The following is a 24,802-nucleotide window of genomic DNA, read 5'->3' as shown; positions in this document are numbered from 1 at the left end:
GGCCAGGTTTCCGCTCACCTGGTGCGTTCTGTCCGGTTGCGAAACCTCGTGGTCGAATAGGGCCATGAACGCGCGTGTATCCGGCCATGACCCTCTGCCACCGGCGATCGTCCGGTCGTTGCGGTGTTCGGTCTGCGGTGACCCGGTCGGGTTAACCGAGCGCACGGTGCGTTGCGATCGAGGCCACTCCTTCGACGTGGCGAAGCAGGGTTACGTCAACCTTCTGCATGCACGCATCCCGGCGGGGACCGCGGACACGGCGCCGATGGTCGCGGCCCGTGCCGACCTTCTGTCGTCGGGCGTTTACCTACCCCTCGCCGACGCTCTCGCGAAAGTGGCTTCGGAGCACGTGGAGAACGGGATGGTCATCGACGCCGGCGCGGGCACGGGGTACTACCTCGCGCACGTGCTCGACGCCGTCCCCGCCGCGTACGGACTGGCGCTCGACGTCTCCGCCGTCGCCCTCCGCCGGGCCGCTCGCGCGCACGCGCGCGCGGGCGCGGCCGTGTGGAATCTATGGGAGCCATGGCCGGTGGCCGATTCGAGCGCCTCGCTGATCCTCAACGTCTTCGCGCCCCGCAACGCCTCGCAGTTCCACCGCGTCCTGACCGAGGACGGGCTGCTGGTCGTCGCGACCCCGAACCCCGGTCACCTCCGGGAACTGGGCGATCTGGTGATCTCCGTCGACGGCGGCAAGGACGCGCGGCTGGAGGACACGCTCGGCGAACGCTTCACCAGGGTGGACCGGCGCGAGGTCACCCAGGAGGTGACGTTGGCGCCCGACCGGATCCGCCAGGTGGTGGAGATGGGCCCGAGCGCGCATCACCTCCACCGCGACGGCAGGCGTGAACGCCTCGACGCGATCACCGGACCGGTCGACGTCACCACTTCGTTCAGCGTCACGCTCTACCGGCCGGTGTCCTGATGGAGGCACCCGCGACCCTGCTCGCCGACGCCGCGTGGGTCAGCGCCCGCATCGGCGGCGCCGCGAAGCTCTACGGCTGCTCCCGGCCCGAAGTGCTCGGCACGATCTGGTGGTACTCGCTCTCCTCCGTCCTCGTCGCGCCCTCGGTGGAATCCCTCGTGCGCGGCGAACCCTTGGACCCGTCACTCGACGCCGTCACGATCGACCTCGTCCCGGACGGCCGGTTCACCGGCGCCAGGTCCTCCCGGGCCCTCGACGGCGGCCTGGCCGAACTCGGCGCCGCGTTCGCCGGAACGCTGAGCACCGCGATCGGCACGATTTCGGCTGTCACCAAGGCGAATCCGCGTGCCCTGGGCGCGATCGCGACGGATTCCATCGGCAACCGCCTGCTGTGGACCGGCGACACCGAACGGGCGATCGCGCTGGCGGCGCCGCTCGTGGCCGCGATCGGGCTCGGGCTGCCGGAACCGCGGTTCACCCGGGTCGGGCGGAACACGGTGGTGCGCCGTGCTTCCTGTTGCCTGATCTACGAGGCGGGTAATCCGAAGTGCACCAGTTGCCCTCGGCAGGCTCCGGCGGAACGGGACCGGCGGCTTCGCGCCGCTCTCGGTTAACGCGGTTCCTTTACGGGACAAGGGAATTGACATGGCTTTCGCAACCTCGGCAGGGGTTGGAAGGCGGTCGGTCGGGTGGGTCGTGAGTGGCGATTCGGCTTAGAACCTGAATCGCCACTCACGACCAACCCGACCCGCGCGCTTCAGGCCCACCAACGCAGTTCTGTGACCAATGGGGCCCGTGAGACAGCACGCCTCATCCGGCGGCGAGATTCTCACCGGTCAACGCGGCCACCATCGCCGCCCGGGAACCGACCCCCAGTTTGGTGAAGATCCGCCGCATATGCGCGGAAACCGTGTTCAGGCTGATTTCCAGTACGCCCGCGATCTGCTTGTTCGTATAGCCACGCCCGACCATGCGCGCCACTTCGTGTTCGCGCGGGCTGAGCAGGTCGTGCGGTTCCGGCGCCACCGGGACGAGCAGGCATCTGACGCCGTGTTCGGTGACGTCGAGCAGCGGCTTCCGCTGCACGGAGCCCCCGTCGTTCAGTTCCATGACACGTCTGACGAGTGATCTCGCCAGGTTTCGTACGGCTTCGTCCTCCGTGACGACCGTCGCCCGCTGCCGCGCGAGATCGTGTAGCGACGACGCAGGAAATCCCATCACCGGGCTCGTGGACATAGACCGGCCTCCCCCCTCTAGGTCTCCCTCCTTCTCTAGCAAACCCCTCCGACAGGAAAAGCGCATCGTCGGTTTGTGTGACAAGTACGAACTAGTCGATTCATGTCACGCGAGAACGTGTGACTACCGGTGCACCCCGGTGCGCGGGCAGTGTCGGGTCAGTGCTCACCGACGCACCGCGCCGGCGATCGCGGATTTTCACCGGAGCAGAGGAGAACGGTTATGAGCCGTGGCTATGCGGCAGTGGACGGCGAGCTGGAAGACGAGCTGAGCCGTGAACTCGAGGCCGAGTTCGAAAACGAACTCGAGGACGAACTGGAAGGCGAATTCGAGGACGAGGACGAGTTCGAAGACGAGCTCGGCGGCCTGGCCCGGGAGCTCGAAGACGAGCTGGAGGACGAGGTCTACGGCGAGTACGAGGACGAAGACGAATTCGAGTCCGAGTTCGAGGCCGTCGTCCGCGAGCTCGAGGACGAGTTCGAACTGGAATCCGAGGACGAGGACTTCACGCATCCGGCGCGGCGGGTCTATCCCGACGCCGAGATGATGGCGCAGCTGGCCTTCCAGGCCGAGAACGCCGAGACCGAGGACGAGGCGGAGGCCTTCCTCGGCGCGCTCGCGCCGCTGGCGTTCCAGGCGGCGAAGTGGGCGGCGCCGAAGATCATCAAACACGGTCCGCAGCTGATCCGCGGCGCGGTGAACCTCGGGCGCAAGCTGTGGCGCAACCCGGCGACCCGCCGTGCCGTCCGGCACATCCCGAAGATCATCGGCCGCACCGCGCGCGACGTCGGGCGCCGGTACGCCGACGGCCGCCCGATCAACGCCCGGTACATCACGCGCCGGCTGGTCGGCCACACCGTGAACAGCGCGCAGAACGCGCCCGCGAACCGCCGGAACCAGCAGCAGCGCCGCCGCGGCCGTCCGCAGCAGCGCCGCCGTCGTCCCGCCGCCCGCGGCGGGCGCAGGACACAGCCCCGGGCCAGGGCGGGTGCCGCCCGTCGTGGCAAGGCGCGCGGCCGTGCGCGCCGCCGCTGAGGCGCTGCCCGCGGCATCCGGTGAATCGGCCTCGTCCACCGGGTTCCGGCGGGCGAGGCCGTCCGGGGACGACGAGCTGACGGCTTGGGTGCTGTCCCAGGCCACCAACGTGGAACGGCATCTGGAGGCGCTGCGGCCGTTCCGCTGGTCGGAGTTCGGCGACCCGGCCACCGGCCCGAGCCGGGCGCATCTCGCGGCGGTCAACGAGACGATGGCGACCTTGCGGAAGCCGTTGTACTCGGCGACCCGTGCGGTTCGCCGTGCCGCGGACGAGGCGGTGGCGCGGCCGGAGCGCGCCGAGCTCGCCCGGCTGCTGCGGGCGAAGTCCCGGGCACAGCGCTGGGTCAAGACCACCGAAGGGGTCTGGGACTTCTACCTCGATCTGTTCAACCAGCGGCAAGGCGCGTTCGCCCCGTGGCTGGTGGCGTGCGACCGGGTGGCGCTCGACTGCTATCAGTACGCCTATCTCGGGATCGGGCGCTGGCGGTCGATCCCGACCCCGCCGCCGTTCTGCTACCTGCGCACCGGATCCGGCCCGGCCACCTCGCGCCGCGGGATTCCCTTGCGGCGCCTGGGGAACCGGCTCAATCCCTTTCCGCTGATCCAGCTTCCGTACCACCGGCTGGTGAACCCGTGGACGCTCGGCGCGGTCCTGCACGAGGTGAGTCACAACCTGCAGAACGATCTCGGCCTCGCCAGGGCGCTCCCGCTGCAGGTGGCGGCGAGGCTCGTCGAAGCGGGGGTGCCGAGGGAGGTGACCGGCGTCTGGGTCAGGTGGAACCGGGAGACGTTCGCCGACCTGTCCGCGCTGCTGCTGGGTGGCCCGGCGGTCGTCGGTTCGCTGTTCGACGTCATCGGGCGCACCGAGCTCGAAACGACCGGGTTCGCCCCGCGCGCGGTGCACCCGGTGCCGTACCTCCGCGCGAAGATTTCGGTGGAGCTGTTGCGCCGCATGGGTTTCACCGGGCACGCGGACGCGTATGCGGAGATGTGGCACAAGTTGTACCCGCGGGCGAAGCTGGTGAACGCGCCACCGGCGCTGCTGAGGACGGCGGACAAGGCGATCCCCGTGGTGGTGGACGCGATGTGCTTCACGTCGTTCCCCTCGCTGGGTCACCGTCCCCTGGCGAAGGTGCTGCGGTTCGAAGCCAAGGAACAGGCGATGATCGAAGAAGCCGCGGGAAGGCTGGCCGACGGGGTCTCCCCCGGCGTGGTGCCGGAACGGTTCCTGATCGGCGCGGTCCGGTTCGCGCTCGACGAACGGATGGCCCCGCCGAAACGGCTTTTCGGTTTCTTCATGGAAGAGCTCGGCAGGAGGGCGAGATGACGCTCGACACCGAATTCTCCCGGCTGGGCAAGGAAGTGAACCAGGTGGCCGCGTGCTGGCGGGCCTTGGAGATCAGCGTCGCCGAAGACCGGCCCGCCGGCGTCGGGCTGGCCGCGGCGGATCATCTCGCCGAGGTCGTCCTGGACGGCACCGGAGAGGTCGAGGCGGCCACGCGCGCGACACAGGGCCCGGTGAGCGCGGAGTCGTTGCACACCACGGCGTCGTCGCTGCTGAACCTGCGGCGGCGGGTGGACGGGCACTGCCGTTCGCACCACGCGGTCTCCGGGCTGCTGCGCGCGGTGCACGGACGGGAACAGGAATGGCGGGGCTGGACGAAGAGCTTCCACGCCGGGGTGGACCAATGCGCCGCCGCCTTGTCCTCGGCGGAGGACGTGATGGTGCGGTGCTGGCGTGAAGCAGTGGAACTGGCCGAATTCAAGGGATGTGGGGCGACCCGATGACGATCAACGACGACCGCGGCGCGACGTTGCCGCGCGCACAGGACATCGACAGCGCGTATCCGCTGTCGACCGGGCAGTACCCACCGCAGGCGGCGGCCCCCGGCAAACTCGCCGAACAGACGATCAGCGACATGCTCGGCTGGAAGTGGCGTGAAGGCGACACCAAGGGGTTCGTGGCCGCGCTGACCGGCAGTTTCGAGCTGAACGAGGTCCAGGGCCGCACCGAGGCGAAATGGACTCCGCGCGGATACGCGATCCAGGCCGACCTCGGCGCAGTCACCGGCGGCCAGGCCTCGCTCGCGGCGAGGGCCAGGAGCGCGGTCAAGGACTCGCTCGCGCTGCTCGATTCGCTCCGTCCACTGAGGACGGACTCGGACCCCGAGAACGCGGAGGGTTTCCGCGCGCTCGTCCGGCACGACCTCGAACAGATCCGGCAGGAGCTGGAGAGCCCGTTGATCCGCGTGGCGCGGGTCGATCAGCTCTTCCTGTTGCTGCTCGGGAACGGCGGCCTCGCGGTCGGAGCCGGAGACCGTACGCAAGGGCACCTGGGTCAGTTGCGGGACGAGCTCGGCCTGGTCTCGGGCAAGGTCAACACGATCGAGGAGGAACGGATCCAGACCTCCTTCATCACGCTGACGGATTGGGTGGTCTCGTTGTTCAGGGGCTGGCAGGACGCACGCGACAAGATCGACCCGTTCTCGCAGCCGGCCGGTGGCCAGCCGTTCTTCGGTCCGGCCGTGGTCGCGCTCTCCCGGCTGCTGTCCGCGACCGCGTCGCAGGTCGACGAGGTCGTCGCGATGCTGCGGTCGGTGTTCGTCCAGCAGGAGGACCTCGAAGTGCTCCGCGTCCCCGATCCGCAGGGCGGGACCATGTCGCTCGGCGGGCTGCTGCGCTGGATCCGCGAGTTCGCCACCTTCGAGGGCGGCAAGCTGATCGAGTCGGCGGGCAAGGAAGGCGTCGGCACGTCGTTCCTGCAGATCGCGACACGGCTGCAGCGGATCGTGGCGAACCTCCCCCGGCAGAGCGCCGGCGGTTCCAACGGCGACGTGCCGGGCAACTTCCGCGCGTCGCTTCCCCCGGGGTTCTTCAGCTCCCGTGTGCAGCGGGCCATCGACGAACTCGACGACCACCTCCAGGAGGTCGTCCGGATCGCCGAGCCGATCGGGCGGGACGGCTCGCCGTCGTCGTCCGACCCGAACCCGCCCGCGCCGCCCACCCCGCAACTCACGCCGCCGCCCGGCCGGACGCCGCCGGTGCCTTCGGTCGCCGAACTCCGTGAGGGGCACGGCGCCGGAGAAGGCCAGGCACCACCCGAGGCGGAGGAACCGCCGAAACCCAGGACCACGCGCAAGCGGCCCGGGCAGTAGCCGGACCCGTACGGGAGGAAGACGATGGGCACGGAAAAGGAATACCGGGAACTCTTCGACCGGGTCGCGGCCTTGCGCGGCCAGGTCGCCGGGAAGCTCGCGAACGAACTGGGCAGCGATCCGAAACTCGGTGACGCGGTCCTCAAACAGCTCGACGACATGCTCACCGCCGTCGAGGCCGAACAGCGGGGCAAACCGGGGCCGGCGGACGGCGGGATCGCGCAGCTCGTCGGGCTCGGCGACGGTTCGGCCGCGGACCTCGGCGCGACGGCGATGCCACCGGGTGTCGACGCCTACGACGAGACCGTCGCCTCGGAACGGGTCATCGCGGTCGGCGATCTGTACTACCTGTACCAGCACGAACGGATCGGCGTGTTCCGCGTGGTGCAGAAGCTGCAGGAGCTGTTCCAGGGTGGCGCCATCCGGCTTTCGGACGGCCCCGGCGCGTTCGGGCTGTACCGGTTCGATCGGCGCGACGTCCTGCGCTACACCCGGCGGGATCGCGTCAGCGCGTACCGGCGTGTGCTGGGCTACGGCAAGGGGCTCGGCTCGGCGAACTCGCGGCCGAACACCGATTTCCACCAGCTGTTCACCCAGTTCAGCAACCAGGTCGCCCTGTTCTGGCGGGACAAGCGGATCTCGGACGTCGTCCGCGAACGCGCGTACGACCCGAGTTTCGGCAGTGTGGCGGTCGTCCGGCGCAGCGGCCTCGATCTGCGGAACAACCTGAAGTTCACCTCGTACGGTCACCTGAACGTACTGCGCGTCGAGGTCATGCAGCTGCTGACCGAGGCGTTCAAGATCCTCGGTTCGGAGGACGTGCTGGACCTGTTCGGCGCGGCCAACGCGTGGGACACCGTGGACGAGGTGCTGATCCGCTACTTCGACCAGCGGCTGGTGTCCTCGCCACGGCAGCGGATGGCGGTCACCGGACGTCAGGTGCTGCGCTGGCTCGCGGCGCCGCACATCCTCGAGACCACCCGGTCCGAATTCGAGGCCCTGCTGCTCGAAATCGCGGAGCCCGCCGAAGAGTGGCTGACCTCCGCGCAGTCCCTGCGGCTGGCCGACCGGACGAACTCGCGCGAGGTGCTGCCGGTCGATCGCCACCGGCCCGCCGGGGTCGCGGTGTCCCGTGAACCGCGTCCGGTCACCCCGCGCCGGAACGGTCACCGCCCCGGCACCGTGATCACCCTGGACCGCAAGTAGCCACGGGCTGGGAACGATGGTCACGGGATGGGACGCGAGGTAGCGTCGGGCGCGATGAGTGAACGCACCTGGGGCTTCCGCACCCGCGTCCTGCACGCGGGCGGGACGCCCGATCCGGCGACCGGCGCCCGCGCCGTGCCCATCTACCAGACCACGAGCTTCGTCTTCGAGGACGCGGCCGACGCGGCGAACCTGTTCGCACTGCAGAAGTACGGCAACATCTACAGCCGCATCGGCAACCCGACGGTCGCGGCCTTCGAGGAGCGCTTGGCCAGCCTCGAAGGCGCGATCGGCGGGGTCGCGACGAGCAGCGGTCAGGCGGCGGAGTTCCTGACGTTCTCCGCCCTCGCCGAGGCGGGCGACCACATCGTCTCGGCGGGCGGGCTCTACGGCGGCACGGTCACACAACTCACCGGGACGCTGCGCCGCTTCGGTATCGAGACCACCTTCGTCAGCGGAGACGGCATCGAGGACTACGCGGCCGCGATCACCGACCGGACGAAGCTGATCTTCACCGAGGTCATCGGCAATCCCGGCGGCGGGATCGCCGACCTCGCCGGGCTGGCGGAACTCGCGCACGCGCACGACATCCCGCTGGTCGTCGACGCCACCTTGGCGACGCCGTACCTGTGCCGCCCGATCGAGCACGGCGCGGACATCGTGCTGCATTCGGCGACGAAGTTCCTCGGCGGGCACGGGACCACGCTGGGCGGGGTGGTCGTCGAGTCCGGGAAGTTCGACTGGGGCAATGGGAAGTTCCCGCGGATGACCGAGACCGTCGAGAGCTACGGCGGCCTGAGGTACTGGGAGAACTTTGGCGAGTACGCCTTCTGCACCCGGCTCCGCGCCGAGCAGTTGCGCGACATCGGCGCCGTCCTCTCGCCGCACTCGGCCTTCCTGCTGCTGCAAGGGGTCGAGACGCTGCCGCAGCGGATGGACGCCCACGTCGCCAACGCGCGAGCCGTCGCCGAGTACCTCGCGAACGACAGCCGGGTGGCCTGGGTGAACTACGCGGGCCTGCCGGATCACCCGCACCACGACCGCGCGAAGAAGTACCTGCCGGCCGGGCCGGGTGCCGTGTTCTCCTTCGGCGTCGACGGCGGCCGCGCGGCCGGGGAGACGTTCGTGAACTCGGTCGAGCTGCTGTCGCATCTGGCGAACGTCGGGGACGCGCGCACGCTCGTCATCCATCCGGCGTCCACCACCCATCAGCAGCTTTCCGAAGATCAGTTGCGTTCGGCCGGGGTGGGCCCGGACCTGATCCGCCTGTCGGTCGGGCTGGAGGACGTCGACGACATCCTGTGGGATCTCGATCAGGCGCTCGGCAAGGCGGTGGCGGGATGAGCTACGACGTCGGCGCGGTCGAGCGGCGCCGCATCCTCTCGCGGACGAGGTCGGTGACCATCGTCGGCGCCTCGAACAACCCCGCGCGGCCGAGCTACTTCGTCGCGACGTACCTGCTCTCCTCCAGCAAGTACGAGGTCAATTTCGTGAACCCGCGGCTGGACGAGCTCCTCGGGCGGCCGGTGTACCCGTCGCTGGCCGACGTGCCCGGCGAGGCCGACCTGGTCAGCGTGTTCCGCAAGCACGACGACCTCCCCGGCGTGGCCGAGGAGGTCGTCAAGGCCGGGGCGCGCACACTCTGGCTTCAGCTGGGCCTGTGGCACGAGCCCGTCGCCGACCTCGCCAAGGAGGCGGGGCTGGACGTGGTGATGAACCGCTGCGTGAAGATCGAGCACGCCCGGTTCGCCGGTGGGCTCCACCTCGCCGGGTTCAATACCGGGGTGATCAGCTCGCGTCGCCAGTCCGCCCCCTGACCAGGGCCTGCCCCGGCCCGTGAGAGGGTGGCGGCATGGCCAAACCGACGCCGCTGCAGATCAGGAACATCGTCATGGCACTGCTCATGGCGGGTGCCCTGGTGTGGAACCTGTCCATCGGCGGCGCTTGGTGGCTCACCGCGATCTTCTCGGTCGGCATCGTCCTCTCGTTGTTCTCCGCGTACCTGAACCGGCGCGACGCTCGTCCCTGACCCCGCATTTCGTCCTCTAAATGTGTCAGGAGCGCGCCGCCTCGAAACGCGACGTGATGTCGGCGCGGCCACGCTCCGAAAGCGCGCCGAAGAGGCGTAGGCGCGCCATCCCGCCGTCGGGGTAGATGTCGAGACGGACTTCGGTCACCTCGGGTCCCTCGGCGAGGGCGAACCGGTGCCGCGTGTCCGGCTGCAATCGCGTCTTGGGCAGCAGCTCGACCCACTCGCCGTCGCCGTCCCGGCCACTCAGCGACGCCCAGCCCGGCGCGTTGCCCTTGAGGTTGCTGTTGTCGAACTCGGCGAACCGGACGACGCCCGCGCCGGCGAGCCGCACCGTGACCCAGTCGTTCCCGTCGTCCCGGCGCCGCGCGGTCTCCCAGCCCTCGGCCTGGTGCGCGGCGAGCCCCGGCGAAAAGAGGTTGTTGGGCGAGGAATAGAACATGTTGCTGCATCCGGTGACCACCGCGCCGTTCTCCAGCGCGGCCAGGTCGAGCGCGCCGAGGTCGAGCAGGCGCGGGTCCGGGATCGGCGTGCCGTGCACGCGCAGCCTGGCCACGCCGCCGTCCGGATGCATGGTCAGGCGGACGTGCGTGTAGCGCTTGCTCCCGCCGACCTCGAAGAAGTTCTCCGTGTGCCCCGCCGCCGCGCCGCGTTTCACCAGCACGTCCCAGTCCGCTTCGGCCACTTCGGCCGCGCTGGGATAGCCGTCGACAGCGCACGCCTCGACCGAGACGAACGGCGGGTAGTTGCCCTTGAAGAACGCGGTGTCCACGACGACACCGGTGATCGCGCCCGCCAGGCCGAGCCGGATCACCGCCTGGTCGTCACCGGGTTCGCGATGCCGCCGGGTCTCCCAGCCGTCGTAGACCTGCCCCTTGGGGCCGAAGGTCTCCGTCTGATGCGCGGGCACCCAGGGGTTGACCAGGTTCTCCTTCTCGGCGAACAACTCGTCCGTCGCCCACATCACGGTCCCGCCGAACTTGCGCGAGGCCAGATCGGGCAGGGCTGTCCACTCAGGACGGTCGTTCACGGCATCCTCCATCTCAGCAATCACCCCGGGTCAGCAGAACGCCTGCCGGGTCTTCACCGGTGATCTCCTCGCCCCGCAACCACGTGCTCCGGACGACACCGGCCAGCGGCCGTCCGTGGTAGGCGCTGACCGGGTTGCGGTGCTTCAATTTCGCGACGTCGACGACGAAAGCCTCGTCGGGCGCGAACACGCTGAAGTCGGCGTCGTAGCCCGTCGCGAGATGCCCCTTGCGGCGCATACCCGCCTGCGCTGCCGGATGTTCGGCCATCCAGCGGACGACGTCGGTGAGGGCGAACCCGCGCTGCCGTGCCTGGGTCCAGACGGCGGGCAGGCCCAGTTGCAGACCGGCGATCCCGCCCCAGGCGAGCCCGAAATCGCCGCTGTCGAAGCGTTTCAGCTCGGGGGTGCACGGCGAATGATCGGTCACCACGCAGTCGATGACGCCGTCCGCGAGGCCCTTCCACAGCAGCTCGCGGTTCCCGGCCTCGCGGATCGGCGGGCAGCACTTGAACTGCGTGGCGCCGTCGCCGATCTCCTCCGCGGTGAAGCTCAGGTAGTGCGGGCAGGTCTCGGCGGTCAGCCGCACGCCGTCGCGCCGCGCGCTCTCGACCATCGGCAGCGCGTCCGAAGAGGACAGATGCAGGATGTGCGCGCGGACGCCGGTCTTCCTCGCCAGCTCGATGACCTGCGCGATCGCCACGTTCTCCGCGCCGCGTGGCCGCGAGTGCAGGAAGTCTTCGTACTTCTCGCCATGCGGGTCGGGCGCGTGATCGATCGCGTCGGAGTCCTCCGCGTGCACGATGATCATGCCGTCGAAGGTCCGCAGTTCGGTCATCGCCTCTTCGAGCCCGCGCGCGTCCAGCGGCGGGAACTCGTCGACGCCGGAATGCAGCAGGAAGGACTTGAACCCGAAGACGCCTGCCTCGTGCAGGCCGCGCAGATCCGCGAGGTTGCCGGGGATCGCGCCGCCCCAGAACCCGACGTCGACGTGCACGCGCCCCTCGGCGGTCTTGCGCTTCACCTCCAGCGACGCGACGTCGACCGTCGGCGGCAGGCTGTTCAGCGGCATGTCCACGATCGTGGTGACCCCGCCCGCCGCGGCCGCGCGGGTCGCCGAGGCGAACCCCTCCCATTCGGTCCGGCCCGGATCGTTGACGTGCACGTGGGTATCGACGAGCCCCGGCAGCAGGACAACGTCCTCACCGAGTTCGAGTACCCGATCGCCGTCCAGATCGGCTCCGGCGGGTTCCACCGTGACGATGCGGCCGCCGTCGACGCCGATGGTCGCGGGTACTTCTCCGGCAGCCGTCACGGCTCGGGCGGCTTTGATCACCAAGTCCATCTAAAGCCTCCAACTTCCACTGAGTGGAATCGAGGTTTCGCACTCCGACATTAACTCCGGCCACCCTGCTCGTCAACGAGCCCTGGCGGCGCTACCTTCGCTTCGTGCAGTTAGAAGCCGAGTTCACCAGCGAACCGTTCCACGGCGAGGGTCCGCCACCCGAACACGCCGTCAAAGCCCGCGACACCGCGGAAGGCGCGGGCCTGTCCGCGGATTTCGGCCCGCTCGGCACTCTCGTCCGCGGCGACGCCGACACCCTCCTCGACGCGCTTCCCGCCATCGCCAGGGCGGCGCTGGCCGGCGGCGCCACGCGCGTGACCCTCCAGCTCCGGCAGGTCGGCGACGACACGAGCGAGCCGGCCGTCGAACTGCACAGTGCCCTCGCCCGCCTCATCGGCGACGTCGAACGCGAACTCGGCGGGAAACTCGACACCCTCGACCGCGCCGCCAAGCAGCGCGCGGTGCGGCTGCTCAAGGAACGCGGCGCGTTCGGCCTCCGCAAGTCGGTGTCGACCGTCGCGGAGGCACTGGGGGTCACGAGGTTCACGGTCTACAACTACCTCAACCGCGACCAAGACTGAAGAGTCGTTTCAACAAAATGTTGACGACGACGGAATCGTCGCCGTACCGTCAGTTCCCGTGCCGCTCACCATTCGAGAGTTCAACCAGGCTCCCGCACAGGACGTCCGGCCGGCGCTGACCGCCTGCCTCGACGTCCCCCGCTGGGTGGAAACCCTGCTGGCCAGGCGCCCGTACGCCGACCTCGCCGCGCTGCTCGCCGCGTCCGAGGCGCTCACCCCGTTGCGTCCCGAAGAAGTCCGTCGCGCCATGGCGGCCCATCCCCGGATCGGGGAGAAAGCCGGCGGGCAGAGCACCGAAGCGGGCTGGTCGCGCTCGGAACAGTCCGGTGTGGACGGTGACGCGGCACGCGAGTTCGCCGCGGCCAACGCCGAGTACGAAGCGACGTTCGGGCATGTCTTCCTGGTCTGCGCGAGCGGCCGGAGCGGCGCCGAACTGCTGGAGAACCTCCGTTCGAGGCTTTCGAACGACCCCGAGAAGGAACTCGAAGTGGCCGGTCAAGAGCTGGCCAAGATCGCCGCGCTGCGGCTGGAGAAGGCGGTGACGGCATGAGCCTCGTGACCACGCACATCCTCGACACCGCCGCGGGACGGCCCGCCGCGGACGTCGGCGTGCGGCTCGAAACCGGCGCGGGCGGCCCCGTCGCCGAAGGCCGGACCGACGCCGACGGCCGGATCCGCGACCTCGGCCCGGACACCCTCGAACCCGGGGTGTACCGGCTCGTCTTCGACACCGGCGCCTACCTCGGTCCGGACTCCTTCTTCCCCGAAGTCACCCTGACCTTCCGCATCGCCGACGGGACCGAGCACCACCACGTGCCGTTGCTGCTGAGCCCGTTCGCCTATTCCACCTATCGAGGGAGCTGATCGCCCGTGGCCATCACCCTGGGCCCCAACCAGTACGGCAAGGCCGAAGTCCGGCTCGTCACCGTTCAGCGCGAAGGCACCGTCCACCACCTCAAGGACCTCACCGTTTCGACGTCGCTTCGCGGCGACCTCGCGGCGACGCACCTCACCGGCGACAACGCCGACGTCGTCGCGACCGACACGCAGAAGAACACCGTCTACGCCTTCGCCAAGGAGGCCCCGGTCGGCGAGATCGAGGACTTCGCGCTGCGCCTCGGACGCCACTTCGTGGGCTCGTTCGAGCACATCACCGGCGCCCGGATCCTGATCGACGAACACGGCTGGAACCGCATCTCGGGCCACGATCACGCGTTCTCCCAGGCGGGCAGCGAAAAGCGGACGACCGCCGTGACCGTGCAGGGTGATCAGGCCTGGGTGGTGTCCGGTTTGGACGATCTCGTGGTGCTCAAGTCGACCGGTTCGGAGTTCCACGGCTTCCCCCGCGACGAGTACACGACGCTGGCCGAGACGAACGACCGGATCCTCGCCACCGCCGTGACCGCTCGCTGGCGCTACCAGGGCGACGGCATCGACTGGGCCACGAGCCACGCGGAGGTCCGGCGGATCCTGCTGGAGACCTTCGCGGACAAGCACAGCCTCTCCCTGCAGCAGACGCTGTACGCCATGGGAGAGGCTGTGCTCAAGGAACGCGAAGAGGTCGCCGAAGTCCGGCTCTCGCTGCCGAACAAGCACCACTTCCTGGTGGATCTGTCACCGTTCGGGCTGAAGAACGACAACGAGGTCTTCTACGCCGCCGACCGCCCGTACGGCCTGATCGAGGGTGTCGTCCTCCGAGACGACGCCGAGGACGCCGGTCTCGCCTGGCACACCCTCGCCGCCTTCTAGGGCACCGGCAGCGGCATACCGGGGACGCTCTGGTCGGCGGGGACGACCCCGTCGACCAGGTAGGCGTCCACGATCTCGTCCACCTTGGGGTTCCCGTCCGCGTAGAGCCCGTGGTCGCCCTCGCCGGTCACGGTCAGCATGCGCGAGTTCGCGAACCCCGCGTGAGCCTTTCGAGCGCCCTCGATCGCCGTGGCCGGATCGTGCTCGGAGTGCACGATCAGCACCGGCGGGACGCCCTTGCCGTCCAGCTTCGGCAGCGGACGCGGTTCCTTGTCCCAGAACAGGCAGACCGAGGCGCTCAGCGTGCCGCCACCCATCAGGAGCAGGCCGCGGTCCAGGTTCCGCTGCGAAGCGCGGATCAGCGACTCGCGTGTGCCGATGAACCGTCCTTCCCCGCAGAGGGTGTTCCAGAACGTGGCGTCCTGCGCGTCGGGATGGTCACCCGCGGCCTCGACGGCGGCCTTGGCCTCGGCCTTCGCCCCCGGGTTCTCCATCGCGTCCCGGACCTTGACCAGCAGTTCGGCCAGCGCCGGGAAGGTCGCCTTCTTGTAGAGCATGTAGACGATGGCGGTGTCGAACTCCATCGGCCCCTTCCCGTCCATCGGGTTGCGGGACAAGGCGTAGCGGACCCGCTCGTAGCTCTGCCGGACCTCTTCGCCGTTGGTGCCGAAGTGGTACTTGGCGTCGTACCGCGCCATCCACGGCAGGAAGTCCTGCCGCCAGCGCCGTTCGAAACCGACCGGCTGCCGGTCGAACGTCTTCTGCCAGTCCGTGGTGAACTCCGTCGAGGAGTCCAGCACGAAACGCCCGGTCCGCTGCGGGAACTGCTGGGCGTAATGCGCCCCCAGCCAGGTGCCGCCCGAGTAGCCGACCCAGTTGATCTTCTCCCGGCCGAGCAGCGTCCGGAGCAGATCGAAATCCCGGATCGTCTGATACGTGGTGATCAGCGGTCCGAGTTCGCCGCCGGCGCTCTGGCAGGACTTGGCCACGTACTCGGCGTTGGCCAGGATCTGGTTCAGATTGCGCGGGTCACGATCGCGCGGATCCAGCTGCCGGATGAGGTCGGCCGCGCCCCGGCAGGTCACGTTCGTGCTCTTGCCGGTCCCGCGCACGTCGATGCCGATGATGTCCTGGTGCTCGCGCAGTTTCTCCTGCCCGCGGAACGTCACCGGGAACCAGCGCCCGGGACCGCCCGGCCCACCCGGGTTGGTGAGCAGCGAGGCCGTCGACGGCCCGGTGGATTTCAGCCTGCTGACCGCGATGGTCAGGTCCTGCCGCTCGCCCGCGCGATCCCAGTCGCGAGGAGTACGGAACGTCGCGCATTCGAGCCCGCTGATATCGGTGCCCGGCGGCAACGTGACCAGTTCCTCCGCCGCACAGGGATGCCAATCCAGCTTCTGCTCGGCGTAGTGCGCGGGGACGCCCGCCGAAGCCGGGCCGGCCCCGGCGAGCAACCCGCCCACGATCACCGGGAGCAACCCGACGGCCAAGAGCCGCTTCATGTTCTTCCCCCTTCTTCCTTGGATTCCCAACGGCTCCAGACGCTAGGGCCGGGCACACCACGCGAACATCGACCGCAGGTAGCGCCGGAAGGTGAACCAAGGTCGAAGGGGCCACCGCAACTTGATAGAACGCTCTATCATGGAGGGCGTGACTGGAACGCGGGAACGCATCGTCAACGCCGGCGCCGAGCTGCTCCGGCGCAACGGGTACACCGGCACCGGGGTGAAGCAGATCGTCGAGGCGGCGAACGCGCCCTTCGGCTCGCTGTACCACTTCTTCCCCGGCGGCAAGGAACAGCTCGGCGAGGAGGTCATCCGCACCTCGGGGATGATGTACCTCGCGCTGTTCGAGATCTTCTTCGCCGACGAGCCGGACCTGATCCACGGTATCGAGGCCTGCTTCGCCAGCGCCGCCGAGACGCTGAAGGCGACCGACTACGCCGACGCGTGCCCCATCGCGACGGTCGCGCTGGAGGTCGCCAGCACCAACGAGAAGCTGCGGATCGCCACGGCCGACGTGTTCACGGCGTGGATCGAGACCGGGGCCGAGAAACTGGGCAAGTACGGCCTCGGACCCGAGTCCGCGCGGCGGCTCACGATCGCTTTGGTGAACAGCCTCGAAGGGGCGTTCGTGCTGAGCCGTTCACTGCGTGACACCGAAGCGCTCGAGGTGGCGGGGGCGTCGTCCGTGGCCTTCGCGCGAACGCTGCTCCGCGATGCGTGAAGCACCGACGGCGGGCTTCTGAACACAGGGATTTCCCCGCAACGGACGGCGGCTTCCGGCCGACCTAGCCGTCGCCAACACCGGAATCCGTTTGGGGAGCCCATGATCATCAGGAAGCTCGTGCTCGGCACCATCGCCGTGGCCGCACTGCTCACCGCGGGCGCGATGCCCGCGACCGCCGCCGAGGTGCAGCCGTCCACCCTGACCGCGACCACCAGCACCACGCAGATCGACGCCGGGAAGACCGTCACGATTTCCGGGAAGCTCACCAAGGCCGACGCCACCCCGATCGCGGGCGCCGAGGTGGGCATCTCGTTCTGTTTCAACGGCTTCTGCGGTGAGGCGCAGGCCAAGCCGGTCACCGACGCCACCGGTGCCTACAGCGCCACGCTGACCCCGATCCGCACCGGCAACTACCGCGCCGACTTCTTCTCCACCGACCCGTCGATCGCGAACTCGGGCGCCGACACCGCGAAGATCGTCGTGCTCCACCCGGCGAAGATCACGTCGTTCGCGGCGGGGCGGGACGCGGCCAAGGCCGTGACCGGCTCCGGCACGATCGAGTTCCCCGGCCGGTACACCGCGAACCCGATCCCGGTCGAGCTCCAGTACTTCTCGTTCAGCACCTACCGCTGGACCACGGCGGCGACGGTCACCGCCACCTGGAACGGGACCACCTGGGCCTTCGCGGCTTCGGCCGAGCACCGCAAGCCCGGCGCCTGGCGGGCCTTCTACGCGGGCTCGCCCGAGATGTTCCACTCCGCGGTGAGCGATCTCGTCTTCGTGCTCTGACGTTCCGTGAAGGCCTCCCCGCGGGGAGGCCTTCACAGAACCTTTAGCGGGACGCCAGATACGCCCGCCAGTCCCCCACCGCGGAGATGTCCGTCAGCTCCGGCGAGTCCACATAGGACGAACGCAGGACGGTGGCGAGACAGGCCGCGCCGTCCTCCAGTTCGATGACGCCCAGTTCCAGCTCCGGCGGTTCCGCGGGGACGAGGTGATCCCGCAGCACCGTGAGCGGCAGGTCGTAGACCTCGCCCACGACGGACGCGGAACCGCCCTCGTGCATCGCCGGGAACCGGTCTCCCACGGAGAAATAGTGATACTTGGGCGCCGAGCGGGCCACGCAGCACAGCGGCGCGCCCTGCAACTGTTCGTGCAGCGGTCCGCCGCGCATCCCACCGCCGTTGAGGAACATCAGAACCACGACATGATCCCTTCGATCCCGAAGTACACCCCGAACACCGCGGCCAGGATCCCGAGGATCCAGCCGATCTCGCGGATCTTGCCCTTGCAGATCTTGATCAGCACGTAGGCGACCAGCCCGGCGCCGATCCCGTTGGTGATCGAGTAGGTGAACGGGATCAGCGCGATGGTCAGGAACACCGGGATCGCGAAATCCAGATCCCGCCAAGGGATCCGCGCGCACTGCGCCATCATCATCCCGCCGATGACCACCAGCGCGGGCGCCGCGGCCTGTGCCGGGACGATGGCCGCGATCGGCGTCAGGAACAGTGTCGCGGTGAACAACCCGCCGGTGACGATGCTCGCCAGCCCGGTCCGCGCGCCTTCGCCGACGCCTGCCGCCGATTCGAGGAACACGGTGTTCGGCGCCGATCCGGTGACGCCGCCCGCCAGCGCGCCCGCGCCGTCGACCAGCAGGATCCGGCCCATCCCCTCGACCTTGCCGTTCTTGACCAGGCCGGCCTCCTCCGAGACCGACGTGATCGTGCCCATCGCGTCGAAGAAGCCGGAAAGCACCAGCGTGAACAGGAAGACCGCCGCGGTCACCGCGCCCGCCGAGCCGAACCCGCCGAAGAGATCGATGTCGCCCAGCAGGCTGAAATCGGGATGCGCGACGACCTGGTCGGGCACCTTGGGTTCGACCAGTCCCCAGCCTTCGACGTGGAACACGCTGTTGACCAGCACGGCGAGACCGGTCGCGACCGCGATGCTGATCAGCACCGCGCCCGGAACCCCGCGGCTCACCAGCACGATCATCAACAGCAGCCCGAGACAGAAGATCGCGATCGGCCAGCCTTCGAGGTGGCCGGCGATCCCCATCCGCACCGGCACCGTCGACTGCGCCGAATCCGGTGTCCTGGTCACGAATCCGGCGCTGACCAGGCCGACCAGCGCGATGTAGAGCCCGATGCCGACGGTGATCGCGACCTTGAGCGCCATCGGGATCGCGTTGATGATCCGTTCCCGGACACCGGAAACCGCCATCAGCACGATGCAGAAGCCTTCGAGGACCACGAGCCCGAAGGCCTGCGCCCACGTCATCGCGGGCGCCATCTGGAAGGCGACGACACCGTTCACGCCCAGGCCGGCCGCGAGGGCCAGCGGCGCGTTGCCGACCAGGCCCATCAGGATCGTGGTGACGCCGGCCGCCAGCGCGGTCGCGGTGGTGATCGCCTCGGTGGTCAGCTTGGCGCCGGTGATGTCGGCCGACGCACCGAGGATGAGCGGGTTGAGCAACACGATGTAACACATCGCGACGAACGTGGTGATCCCGCCGCGCACCTCGCGGCCGATCGTGCTGCCGCGGTGGGAGATCTTGAACCAGCGGTCGAGCCCGGACAGCCGCCTCGGCTCGGACGAGGGCAGGTGGGGACGCTCTGTACCTAATTGGGTCATGCCTACTCCACAACGTTGTGGGGCGGGAAGATTCGCTCAGTAAGCCTTCTTGTCGGGTTTCGACAGCCAGGCCTGGAAAGGCGCGAAGGAGTCCGGAAGGGACAGTTGGCCGACGGGTAGTGACCAGGTCTCGCGCGGGCGGGAAAAGAGGTCGTAGAACTCGCGGTCGTCGAAACCCGCCTCGGCCGCGTCGTGGCGGTCCGCGGCGTAGACGACCTTGCCGACACGCGCCCAGAGCGCGGCGGAAAGGCAGAGCGGGCAAGGCTCGCAGGAGGTCACGAGGACGCAGCCGTCGAGCTTGTAGTCGCCGATCGCCTGGCAGGCCGCGCGGATCGCGACCACCTCGGCGTGCGCCGTCGGGTCCAGCGTCGGGGTCACCTGGTTGGTCCCGGTGGCCAGCACCGAACCGTCGCGGACGATCATCGCGCCGAACGGGCCGCCGCCGTTTTCGACGTTCGCGGTGGCCAACTGGACGGCTTCGGCGAGCCATTTCTGCTCGTCGGACTCCGAAATGGACAAACGGGTACCCACGGATGTGCTCCTAGCTCGGAAAAGTACGGATTCTCAGGTGCCGGTGAGGTGTTCGGGCCGCACCGGGACGCGGGGCAGCGCGAGCCCGGTGGCCGCGCGGATGGCCGCGACGATCGCCGGGGTGGACGAGATCGTCGGCGGCTCGCCGACCCCGCGCAGACCATACGGGGCGTTGGGGTCGGGCCGTTCGAGGACGTCGATGTCCATCGGCGGCATGTCCAGCACGGTCGGGATCAGGTAGTCGGTGAACGACGGGTTGCGGATCTTCCCGCCGTCGGTCTGGATCTCCTCCATCACCGCGAGCCCGAGCCCCTGCGCGGAGCCGCCCTGGATCTGGCCGAGCACCGCCTGCGGGTTCAGCGCCTTGCCGACGTCCTGCGCGCAGTCGAGCGCGACGACCTTGATCAGGCCGAGTTCGGTGTCGACGTCCACGACCGCGCGGTGCGCCGCGAAACCGTACTGGACGTGCGCGTTCCCTTGCCCGGTCTCGGGATCGATGGGCACCGTCGGCCGGTGCCGCCATTCCACGGTCTCGTCGAAGACCTCGTCGCCGAGGACGTCGGCGAGGTCCGCGAGCACGCTGCCGTCAGCCGAGACGACCTTGCCTCCGACGACGTTCAGCTTCCCGTCCGCGGCGAGCTTGCCCGCCAGGTGCTTGTGCAGCCCGGAGCGCACCGCGACGCACGCGGCCTGCACGGCGCCGCCGGTGACGTAGCTCTGCCGGGAGGCCGACGTCGACCCGCCGTTGCCGATGTTGGTGTCCATCGGCAGGATCGTCACCTGCTCGATGCCGAGTTCGGTCCGCACGATCTGCTGCATGATCGTGACGAGCCCCTGGCCGACCTCGCAGGCCGCGGTGTGCACGGTCGCCGCGGGTTCGCCGCCGACGAGTTGCAGCCGCACGCGGGCCGTCGAGTAGTCGTCGAACCCCTCGGAGAAACAGATGTTCTTGATGCCGACCGCGTACCCCACACCGCGGACGACGCCCTCGCCGTGCGTGGTGTTGGAGACGCCGCCGGGCATCCGGCGCAGGTCGAGCTCCTCGTGCGCGACGGGCAACGGCTTGGCCCGCAGGCGTTCCAGCAGTTCGGCGACCGGGGCGGCCGAGTCGACGATCTGGCCGGTGGGCATGACACTGCCTTCGGCCATCGCGTTGCGGATCCGGATGTCCACCGGGTCGATGCCGCACGCCTCGGCGAGCTTGTCCATTTGGGACTCGTACGCGAAGCCCGCCTGCACCGCGCCGAAACCACGCATCGCACCGCACGGCGGATTATTGGTGTACACGCCCCAGCAGTCGACCGAAGCACTGTCCACATTGTACGGGCCGACGCCGAGCGTGGCCGCGTTCGCCACCACCGCGCCGGTGGACGACGCGTACGCGCCACCGTCCAGGTACAGCTTCGCCTTCACGTAGACGAGCCGGCCGTCCTTGTCCGCGCCGTGCTCGTAGTACATCTTCGCCGGATGGCGGTGCACGTGACCGTAGAAGGATTCCTCGCGGTTGTAGACCATCTTGACCGGCTTGCCGGTGTGCAGCGCCAGCAAGCACGCGTGGACCTGGATCGACAGGTCCTCACGGCCGCCGAACGCGCCGCCGACCCCGCCGAGCGTCAGCCGGACCTTGTCCTTGGGCAGGCCCAGCGCGGCGACGATCTGCTGCTGGTCGACGTGGAGCCACTGCGTGGCGACGTACAGGTCGACTCCGCCTTCGGTGTCCGGGATCGCCATACCCGACTCCGGCCCGAGGAAGGCCTGGTCCTGCATGCCGACCTCGTAGACGCCGGACACCACGACATCGGCCTTCACCGACTGGTCACCGTGGCGGATCTTGGCGTAGCGCACGACGTTTCCGCCGGGGTGCAGCTCGGCGCCCTCACCGGCTGCGGCCTTCTCGGAATCCGTCACCGGTTCGAGGACCTCGTAGGAGACCTTGATCCGTTTCATCGCGCGGCGCGCGGTCTCGGGGTGGTCCGCGGCGACGAGCGCGACGGGCTCCCCCTGGTAGCGCACGACGTCGACGGCGAGCACTGGCTGATCCGCGTGCTCCAGCCCGTACTTGTTCACGCCGGGCACGTCTTCGTGCGTCAGCACCGCGTACACCCCTTGCACCGCAAGGGCTTCGGTGATGTCGACACCGGTGATCCGCGCGTACGGATGCGGGCTGCGCAGCGTCGCGCCCCACAGCATGTCCTCGTGCCACAGATCCGAGGAGTAGGCGAACTCACCGCGGACCTTGACCGTGCCGTCGGGCCGGCGCGGGCTCGACCCCACGCCGTTCTCGGTGGTCTGCTTGGAGACTTCAGTGGTGGTCATACCGTCTCCCTCAGCCGGGCACTGGCCACGGCCAGCTCACGGGCGATCTCGTCTTCGGATTCCTCGCGCAGGGTTCCGCCCTCGACGACGGTCGCGCCGCCGACGTACAGCCGCTCGACCGGCGGGGTCGTGCCGAGCACCAGAGCGGCGACCGGGTCGGTGATCCCGGCGTAGTTCAGGCCGTTCAGGTTCCAGACCGCGAGATCGGCGAGCTTGCCGGCCTCGATCGAACCCAGGTCCTTCTGCCTGCCGAGGCAGCGGGCGCCGCCCATCGTGCCCATCCACAGCGCTTCCCGCGTGGTCAGTCCGCGCGGTCCGCCACGCTGCCGCGCCTGCAACAGCGCCTGGTGCAGTTCCTCGCCGAGGCCACCGGATTCGTTGGACGCAGCGCCGTCGGCGCCGACGCCGACCGGCACCCCGGCGTCGAGCAACTGCCGGACCGGGGCGATGCCGGCGCCGATCCGTCCGTTGGACGTCGGGCAGTGCGCCGCGCCGGTGCCGGTGGCGCCCATCCGCCGGATCGCCTCCGGGGCGAGGTGGATCGAGTGCGCGAGCCAGACGTCGTCCGCGAGCCAGCCGAGTTTGTCGGCGTATTCCGCCGGGGTGCAGCCGACTTCGGCGAGGCACTGCTTCTCCTCGTCGACCGTTTCGGCGAGATGCGTGTGGAGCCGGACCCCCTTGCGGCGCGCCAATTCCGCCGCGCCGGTCATCAGCCGCTCGCTCACCGAGAACGGCGAGCACGGGCCGGCCGCGATCTGCAGATGCGCGCCGGCGGAGTCGTCGTGGAAGCGGTCGATCGCGGCTTCGGTGCCGAGCAGCGCGGCCTCGGTCTCCTCGACGAGGTTGTCCGGCGGGAGCCCGCCCTGGGACTCGCCGCGGTCCATCGAGCCGCGTACGACGTGCAACCGCACGCCGACGCGGATCCTGGCGGCGGCGAGGGCTTCCACCTGGTCGCCGCCGTCACGTGGGAAGACGTAGTGGTGGTCGGCGACCGTGGTGCAGCCGGTGGTCGCGAGCCGGGTCAGCCCGGCCGTGGCGGCCGCGTGCGTGATCTCGGCGTCGAGCCTGCCCCACACCGGGTACAGGGCGACCAGCCATTCGAAGAGCGTGTGGTCGGCGGCGAGACCGCGCGTGGCCCATTGGTAGAGGTGGTGGTGGGTGTTGATCAGGCCGGGCGTGACCAGGCAGCCGGAGCCGTCGACGCGTTCGTCGTACTCGCCGTCGGGCGCCTTGCCCGCGCCGACCGCCGCGATGCGGTCGTTCTCGATGACGACGTGGCCCGAAGCGTGCTCGGTGCCCGCTCCGTCGACGGTGGCGATCGCGGCGTTCTCGATGACGGTCTTCACGTGGTCTCTCCCCTGGTCGCGGCCAACCGGACGGCGTCGAGGATCTTCTCGTATCCGGTACACCGGCAGAGGTTCCCCGCCAGCGCCTCGCGAATCTCCTCGTCGGCGGGGTTTTCGACCCGGTTGAGCAGATCGTGCGCGGCCACCACGAGGCCGGGGGTGCAGAAGCCGCATTGGACGGCGCCCGCGTCCACAAAGGACTGCTGCACGCGGTCCAGCTCGTCACCGTCGGCGAGCCCTTCGACCGTGCGGACCTCGCGGCCCTCGACCTGACCGGCCGCGACCAGGCACGAACACACCGGGACGTCGTCGAGGTAGACCGTGCAGGAGCCGCACTCGCCCTGCTCACAGGCGTTCTTGGAGCCGGGGAGGCCGAGCCGCTCGCGGAGCACGTACAGCAGGCTCTCGCCCTCCCAGACGTCGTCGGCCTGGCGGGACTCGCCGTTGATCGTCACGTTCACGCGCACTCGCGTTCACCCTTCTGGAAGTCGTTCCACGCCCAGGTCAGCGTCCGCCGCGCCAGGACGGACAACGCGTGTTTGCGGTAATCGGCGCTGCCGCGGACGTCGTCGATCGGCGACGCCGCCTCCGACACCAGCTCGCCGAACCGGCGTTTGACGGAATCCGTGATCGAAGCCTTGGTGGACCAGGGAAGTTCGGCACCGAGGAATTCCTCCGCCACCGTCGCGCGGCGCGGGGTCGGCGCCGCCGAGCCGACCGCCGCGCGGATCTCGCGCGTGTCCAGGTGCAAGGCCAGCGCGAACGAGCAGACCGCGATGACCATCGCGTTGCGCGTGCCGACCTTCGCGAACTGCTGCGGGCCGACCTCGGCGGGCAGGTGCACCGCGGTGATCAGCTCGTCGGGTTCGAGGGCGTTGCGCTTGACGCCGAGGTAGAACTCCTCGGCCGGGATCAGCCGGGTCCCGCGTACCGACGCGGCCTCGACCTCGGCGCCGAGCACGAGCAGCACGGGATGCGTGTCACCGGCGGGCGAGGCGGCACCGAGGTTGCCGCCGACGGTGCCCCGGTTGCGGATCTGGGGCGAGCCGACGGTGCGGGAAGCCATCGCCAGCGCGGGCAGAACTTCACCCAGCTCAGCGATCACCCGGACGTAGGGCACCGAGGCGCCGAGGCGGATCTTGCCGTCGGCCTCGGTCCACTCGGCGAGTTCGGTGACGCGGTTGAGGTCGAGCAGCGCGCCGGGGCGGCGGTGGTCGAAGTTGAGCTCCACCATGACGTCCGTACCACCCGCGATGGGCACCGCGTCGGGTCGCTCGGCCTTGACGGCGAGCGCCTCGGTCAGCGAGCTGGGGCGCAGGAAATCCACTCTCGGGCTCCTCGGTTCGGCGGCGATCTGTGACGGCTGACTCAGTAGACGCCCTGCGCCCGTATGGCGGCAACGGTGCCGAAGCATGAAATCTCCCCTGCACACGCCGGTCGTTTTGTGCTTTCCTA

General features: G+C 69.4%; 27 protein-coding genes. 16 read left to right on the top strand and 11 right to left on the bottom strand.

The genetic code is table 11. The features are described 5' to 3' along the window. The first annotated feature begins 64 nt into the window (after window positions 1-64). A complete protein-coding gene (locus tag DMC61_RS26755) occupies window positions 65-925 on the top strand; it encodes a putative RNA methyltransferase (RefSeq protein WP_063823096.1) in 861 nt (286 codons plus the stop codon). Continuing rightward, window positions 925-1,539 (top strand): (2Fe-2S)-binding protein, encoded by a 615-nt coding sequence (locus DMC61_RS26750; RefSeq protein WP_125692211.1) that lies wholly within the window; start codon window positions 925-927, stop codon window positions 1,537-1,539. Before DMC61_RS26755 ends, DMC61_RS26750 begins: the two co-directional genes overlap by 1 nt. Before the next feature lie 196 nt (window positions 1,540-1,735). Here the strand turns inward: DMC61_RS26750 and DMC61_RS26745 are convergent, their stop codons facing one another. Further along, window positions 1,736-2,035: a helix-turn-helix transcriptional regulator gene (locus tag DMC61_RS26745; protein ID WP_043848303.1), complete on the bottom strand. Its 300-nt coding sequence runs from the start codon at window positions 2,033-2,035 to the stop codon at window positions 1,736-1,738. A 348-nt stretch (window positions 2,036-2,383) separates the two neighbouring features. Here DMC61_RS26745 and DMC61_RS41220 point away from each other — a divergent pair, with 348 nt between their 5' ends. From DMC61_RS41220 to DMC61_RS41475, 8 genes are read left to right on the top strand one after another with little or no spacing between them, the layout of a single operon-like run. Then, window positions 2,384-3,196 carry a hypothetical protein gene (locus DMC61_RS41220; protein WP_158634139.1) on the top strand — a complete coding sequence of 271 codons (813 nt, stop codon included), beginning with the start codon at window positions 2,384-2,386 and terminating at the stop codon, window positions 3,194-3,196. Continuing rightward, window positions 3,180-4,523: a hypothetical protein gene (locus DMC61_RS26730; RefSeq protein WP_125692207.1), complete on the top strand. Its 1,344-nt coding sequence runs from the start codon at window positions 3,180-3,182 to the stop codon at window positions 4,521-4,523. Before DMC61_RS41220 ends, DMC61_RS26730 begins: the two co-directional genes overlap by 17 nt. Continuing rightward, a complete protein-coding gene (locus DMC61_RS26725; protein WP_125692205.1) occupies window positions 4,520-4,984 on the top strand; it encodes a hypothetical protein in 465 nt (154 codons plus the stop codon). The genes DMC61_RS26730 and DMC61_RS26725 overlap by 4 nt, the downstream gene beginning before the upstream one ends. Next, window positions 4,981-6,351, top strand: a complete 1,371-nt coding sequence (locus tag DMC61_RS26720) for a hypothetical protein (RefSeq protein ID WP_043849090.1) — start codon at window positions 4,981-4,983, stop codon at window positions 6,349-6,351. Before DMC61_RS26725 ends, DMC61_RS26720 begins: the two co-directional genes overlap by 4 nt. Before the next feature lie 24 nt (window positions 6,352-6,375). After that, complete coding sequence (locus DMC61_RS26715) at window positions 6,376-7,557, top strand: hypothetical protein (RefSeq protein WP_037342298.1); 1,182 nt, start codon at window positions 6,376-6,378, stop codon at window positions 7,555-7,557. A 54-nt stretch (window positions 7,558-7,611) separates the two neighbouring features. Further along, on the top strand, window positions 7,612-8,901 hold the full coding sequence (locus tag DMC61_RS26710; protein WP_125692203.1) for an O-acetylhomoserine aminocarboxypropyltransferase/cysteine synthase family protein: 1,290 nt from the start codon (window positions 7,612-7,614) through the stop codon (window positions 8,899-8,901). Next, window positions 8,898-9,374 carry a CoA-binding protein gene (locus DMC61_RS26705; protein WP_125692202.1) on the top strand — a complete coding sequence of 159 codons (477 nt, stop codon included), beginning with the start codon at window positions 8,898-8,900 and terminating at the stop codon, window positions 9,372-9,374. The genes DMC61_RS26710 and DMC61_RS26705 overlap by 4 nt, the downstream gene beginning before the upstream one ends. A gap of 35 nt (window positions 9,375-9,409) precedes the next feature. After that, window positions 9,410-9,586: a hypothetical protein gene (locus DMC61_RS41475; RefSeq protein WP_199750112.1), complete on the top strand. Its 177-nt coding sequence runs from the start codon at window positions 9,410-9,412 to the stop codon at window positions 9,584-9,586. Window positions 9,587-9,611: 25 nt separating this feature from the next. On the opposite strand, the gene alc is transcribed toward DMC61_RS41475, so the two are convergent. Both alc and allB read right to left on the bottom strand, forming a co-directional pair. Next, a complete protein-coding gene (gene alc, locus DMC61_RS26700) occupies window positions 9,612-10,628 on the bottom strand; it encodes an allantoicase (RefSeq protein WP_125692200.1) in 1,017 nt (338 codons plus the stop codon). A gap of 1 nt (window position 10,629) precedes the next feature. Then, the gene (gene allB, locus DMC61_RS26695; RefSeq protein WP_125692198.1) at window positions 10,630-11,958 is read right to left on the bottom strand and encodes an allantoinase AllB; all 1,329 of its coding nucleotides are present in this window, start codon (window positions 11,956-11,958) and stop codon (window positions 10,630-10,632) included. 104 nt (window positions 11,959-12,062) lie between these two features. On the opposite strand from allB, the gene DMC61_RS26690 reads away from it, so the two are divergent. From DMC61_RS26690 to pucL, 4 genes are read left to right on the top strand one after another with little or no spacing between them, the layout of a single operon-like run. Next, window positions 12,063-12,539 carry a helix-turn-helix domain-containing protein gene (locus DMC61_RS26690; protein ID WP_125692196.1) on the top strand — a complete coding sequence of 159 codons (477 nt, stop codon included), beginning with the start codon at window positions 12,063-12,065 and terminating at the stop codon, window positions 12,537-12,539. A 58-nt stretch (window positions 12,540-12,597) separates the two neighbouring features. Continuing rightward, window positions 12,598-13,089, top strand: coding sequence for a 2-oxo-4-hydroxy-4-carboxy-5-ureidoimidazoline decarboxylase (gene uraD / locus DMC61_RS26685; protein WP_125692195.1), 492 nt, complete (start codon window positions 12,598-12,600; stop codon window positions 13,087-13,089). Next, complete coding sequence (gene uraH / locus DMC61_RS26680) at window positions 13,086-13,403, top strand: hydroxyisourate hydrolase (protein WP_016336256.1); 318 nt, start codon at window positions 13,086-13,088, stop codon at window positions 13,401-13,403. The genes uraD and uraH overlap by 4 nt, the downstream gene beginning before the upstream one ends. A gap of 6 nt (window positions 13,404-13,409) precedes the next feature. After that, a complete protein-coding gene (gene pucL / locus DMC61_RS26675; RefSeq protein ID WP_037342290.1) occupies window positions 13,410-14,288 on the top strand; it encodes a factor-independent urate hydroxylase in 879 nt (292 codons plus the stop codon). On the opposite strand, the gene DMC61_RS26670 is transcribed toward pucL, so the two are convergent. Then, window positions 14,285-15,790: an alpha/beta hydrolase gene (locus DMC61_RS26670; RefSeq protein ID WP_125692193.1), complete on the bottom strand. Its 1,506-nt coding sequence runs from the start codon at window positions 15,788-15,790 to the stop codon at window positions 14,285-14,287. The two genes, pucL and DMC61_RS26670, sit on opposite strands and share 4 nt — an antisense overlap. Window positions 15,791-15,929: 139 nt before the next feature. On the opposite strand from DMC61_RS26670, the gene DMC61_RS26665 reads away from it, so the two are divergent. Together DMC61_RS26665 and DMC61_RS26660 are read left to right on the top strand one after the other, a co-directional pair. Next, a complete protein-coding gene (locus DMC61_RS26665) occupies window positions 15,930-16,514 on the top strand; it encodes a TetR/AcrR family transcriptional regulator (RefSeq protein ID WP_125692191.1) in 585 nt (194 codons plus the stop codon). A 102-nt stretch (window positions 16,515-16,616) separates the two neighbouring features. Next, window positions 16,617-17,306, top strand: coding sequence for a hypothetical protein (locus DMC61_RS26660; RefSeq protein WP_125692189.1), 690 nt, complete (start codon window positions 16,617-16,619; stop codon window positions 17,304-17,306). A 43-nt stretch (window positions 17,307-17,349) separates the two neighbouring features. Here the strand turns inward: DMC61_RS26660 and DMC61_RS26655 are convergent, their stop codons facing one another. Genes DMC61_RS26655 through DMC61_RS26625 form a run of 7 tightly spaced genes read right to left on the bottom strand, consistent with a single transcriptional unit; the run spans window position 17,350 to window position 24,674 of the window. Continuing rightward, entirely contained in the window at window positions 17,350-17,721 is a 372-nt protein-coding gene (locus tag DMC61_RS26655; protein WP_072030696.1) for a gamma-glutamylcyclotransferase, read from the bottom strand. Next, window positions 17,712-19,154: an NCS2 family permease gene (locus tag DMC61_RS26650; RefSeq protein WP_016336262.1), complete on the bottom strand. Its 1,443-nt coding sequence runs from the start codon at window positions 19,152-19,154 to the stop codon at window positions 17,712-17,714. The genes DMC61_RS26655 and DMC61_RS26650 overlap by 10 nt, the downstream gene beginning before the upstream one ends. 36 nt (window positions 19,155-19,190) lie before the next feature. After that, window positions 19,191-19,685: a nucleoside deaminase gene (locus tag DMC61_RS26645; protein WP_016336263.1), complete on the bottom strand. Its 495-nt coding sequence runs from the start codon at window positions 19,683-19,685 to the stop codon at window positions 19,191-19,193. Window positions 19,686-19,718: 33 nt separating this feature from the next. Then, window positions 19,719-22,001: a xanthine dehydrogenase subunit D gene (pucD, locus tag DMC61_RS26640; RefSeq protein WP_125692187.1), complete on the bottom strand. Its 2,283-nt coding sequence runs from the start codon at window positions 21,999-22,001 to the stop codon at window positions 19,719-19,721. Next, window positions 21,998-23,347 (bottom strand): 8-oxoguanine deaminase, encoded by a 1,350-nt coding sequence (locus DMC61_RS26635; protein WP_125692185.1) that lies wholly within the window; start codon window positions 23,345-23,347, stop codon window positions 21,998-22,000. The genes pucD and DMC61_RS26635 overlap by 4 nt, the downstream gene beginning before the upstream one ends. Beyond that, window positions 23,344-23,814, bottom strand: coding sequence for a (2Fe-2S)-binding protein (locus DMC61_RS26630; RefSeq protein ID WP_125692183.1), 471 nt, complete (start codon window positions 23,812-23,814; stop codon window positions 23,344-23,346). The genes DMC61_RS26635 and DMC61_RS26630 overlap by 4 nt, the downstream gene beginning before the upstream one ends. After that, a complete protein-coding gene (locus DMC61_RS26625) occupies window positions 23,805-24,674 on the bottom strand; it encodes a xanthine dehydrogenase family protein subunit M (protein ID WP_125692181.1) in 870 nt (289 codons plus the stop codon). The genes DMC61_RS26630 and DMC61_RS26625 overlap by 10 nt, the downstream gene beginning before the upstream one ends. Window positions 24,675-24,802 lie beyond the last annotated feature (128 nt).

Origin of the sequence: Amycolatopsis sp. WAC 04169, from assembly GCF_003947535.1 — a bacterium.
Lineage (GTDB): Bacteria > Actinomycetota > Actinomycetes > Mycobacteriales > Pseudonocardiaceae > Amycolatopsis > Amycolatopsis keratiniphila.
This window is presented reverse-complemented; position numbering and strand designations above follow the sequence as displayed.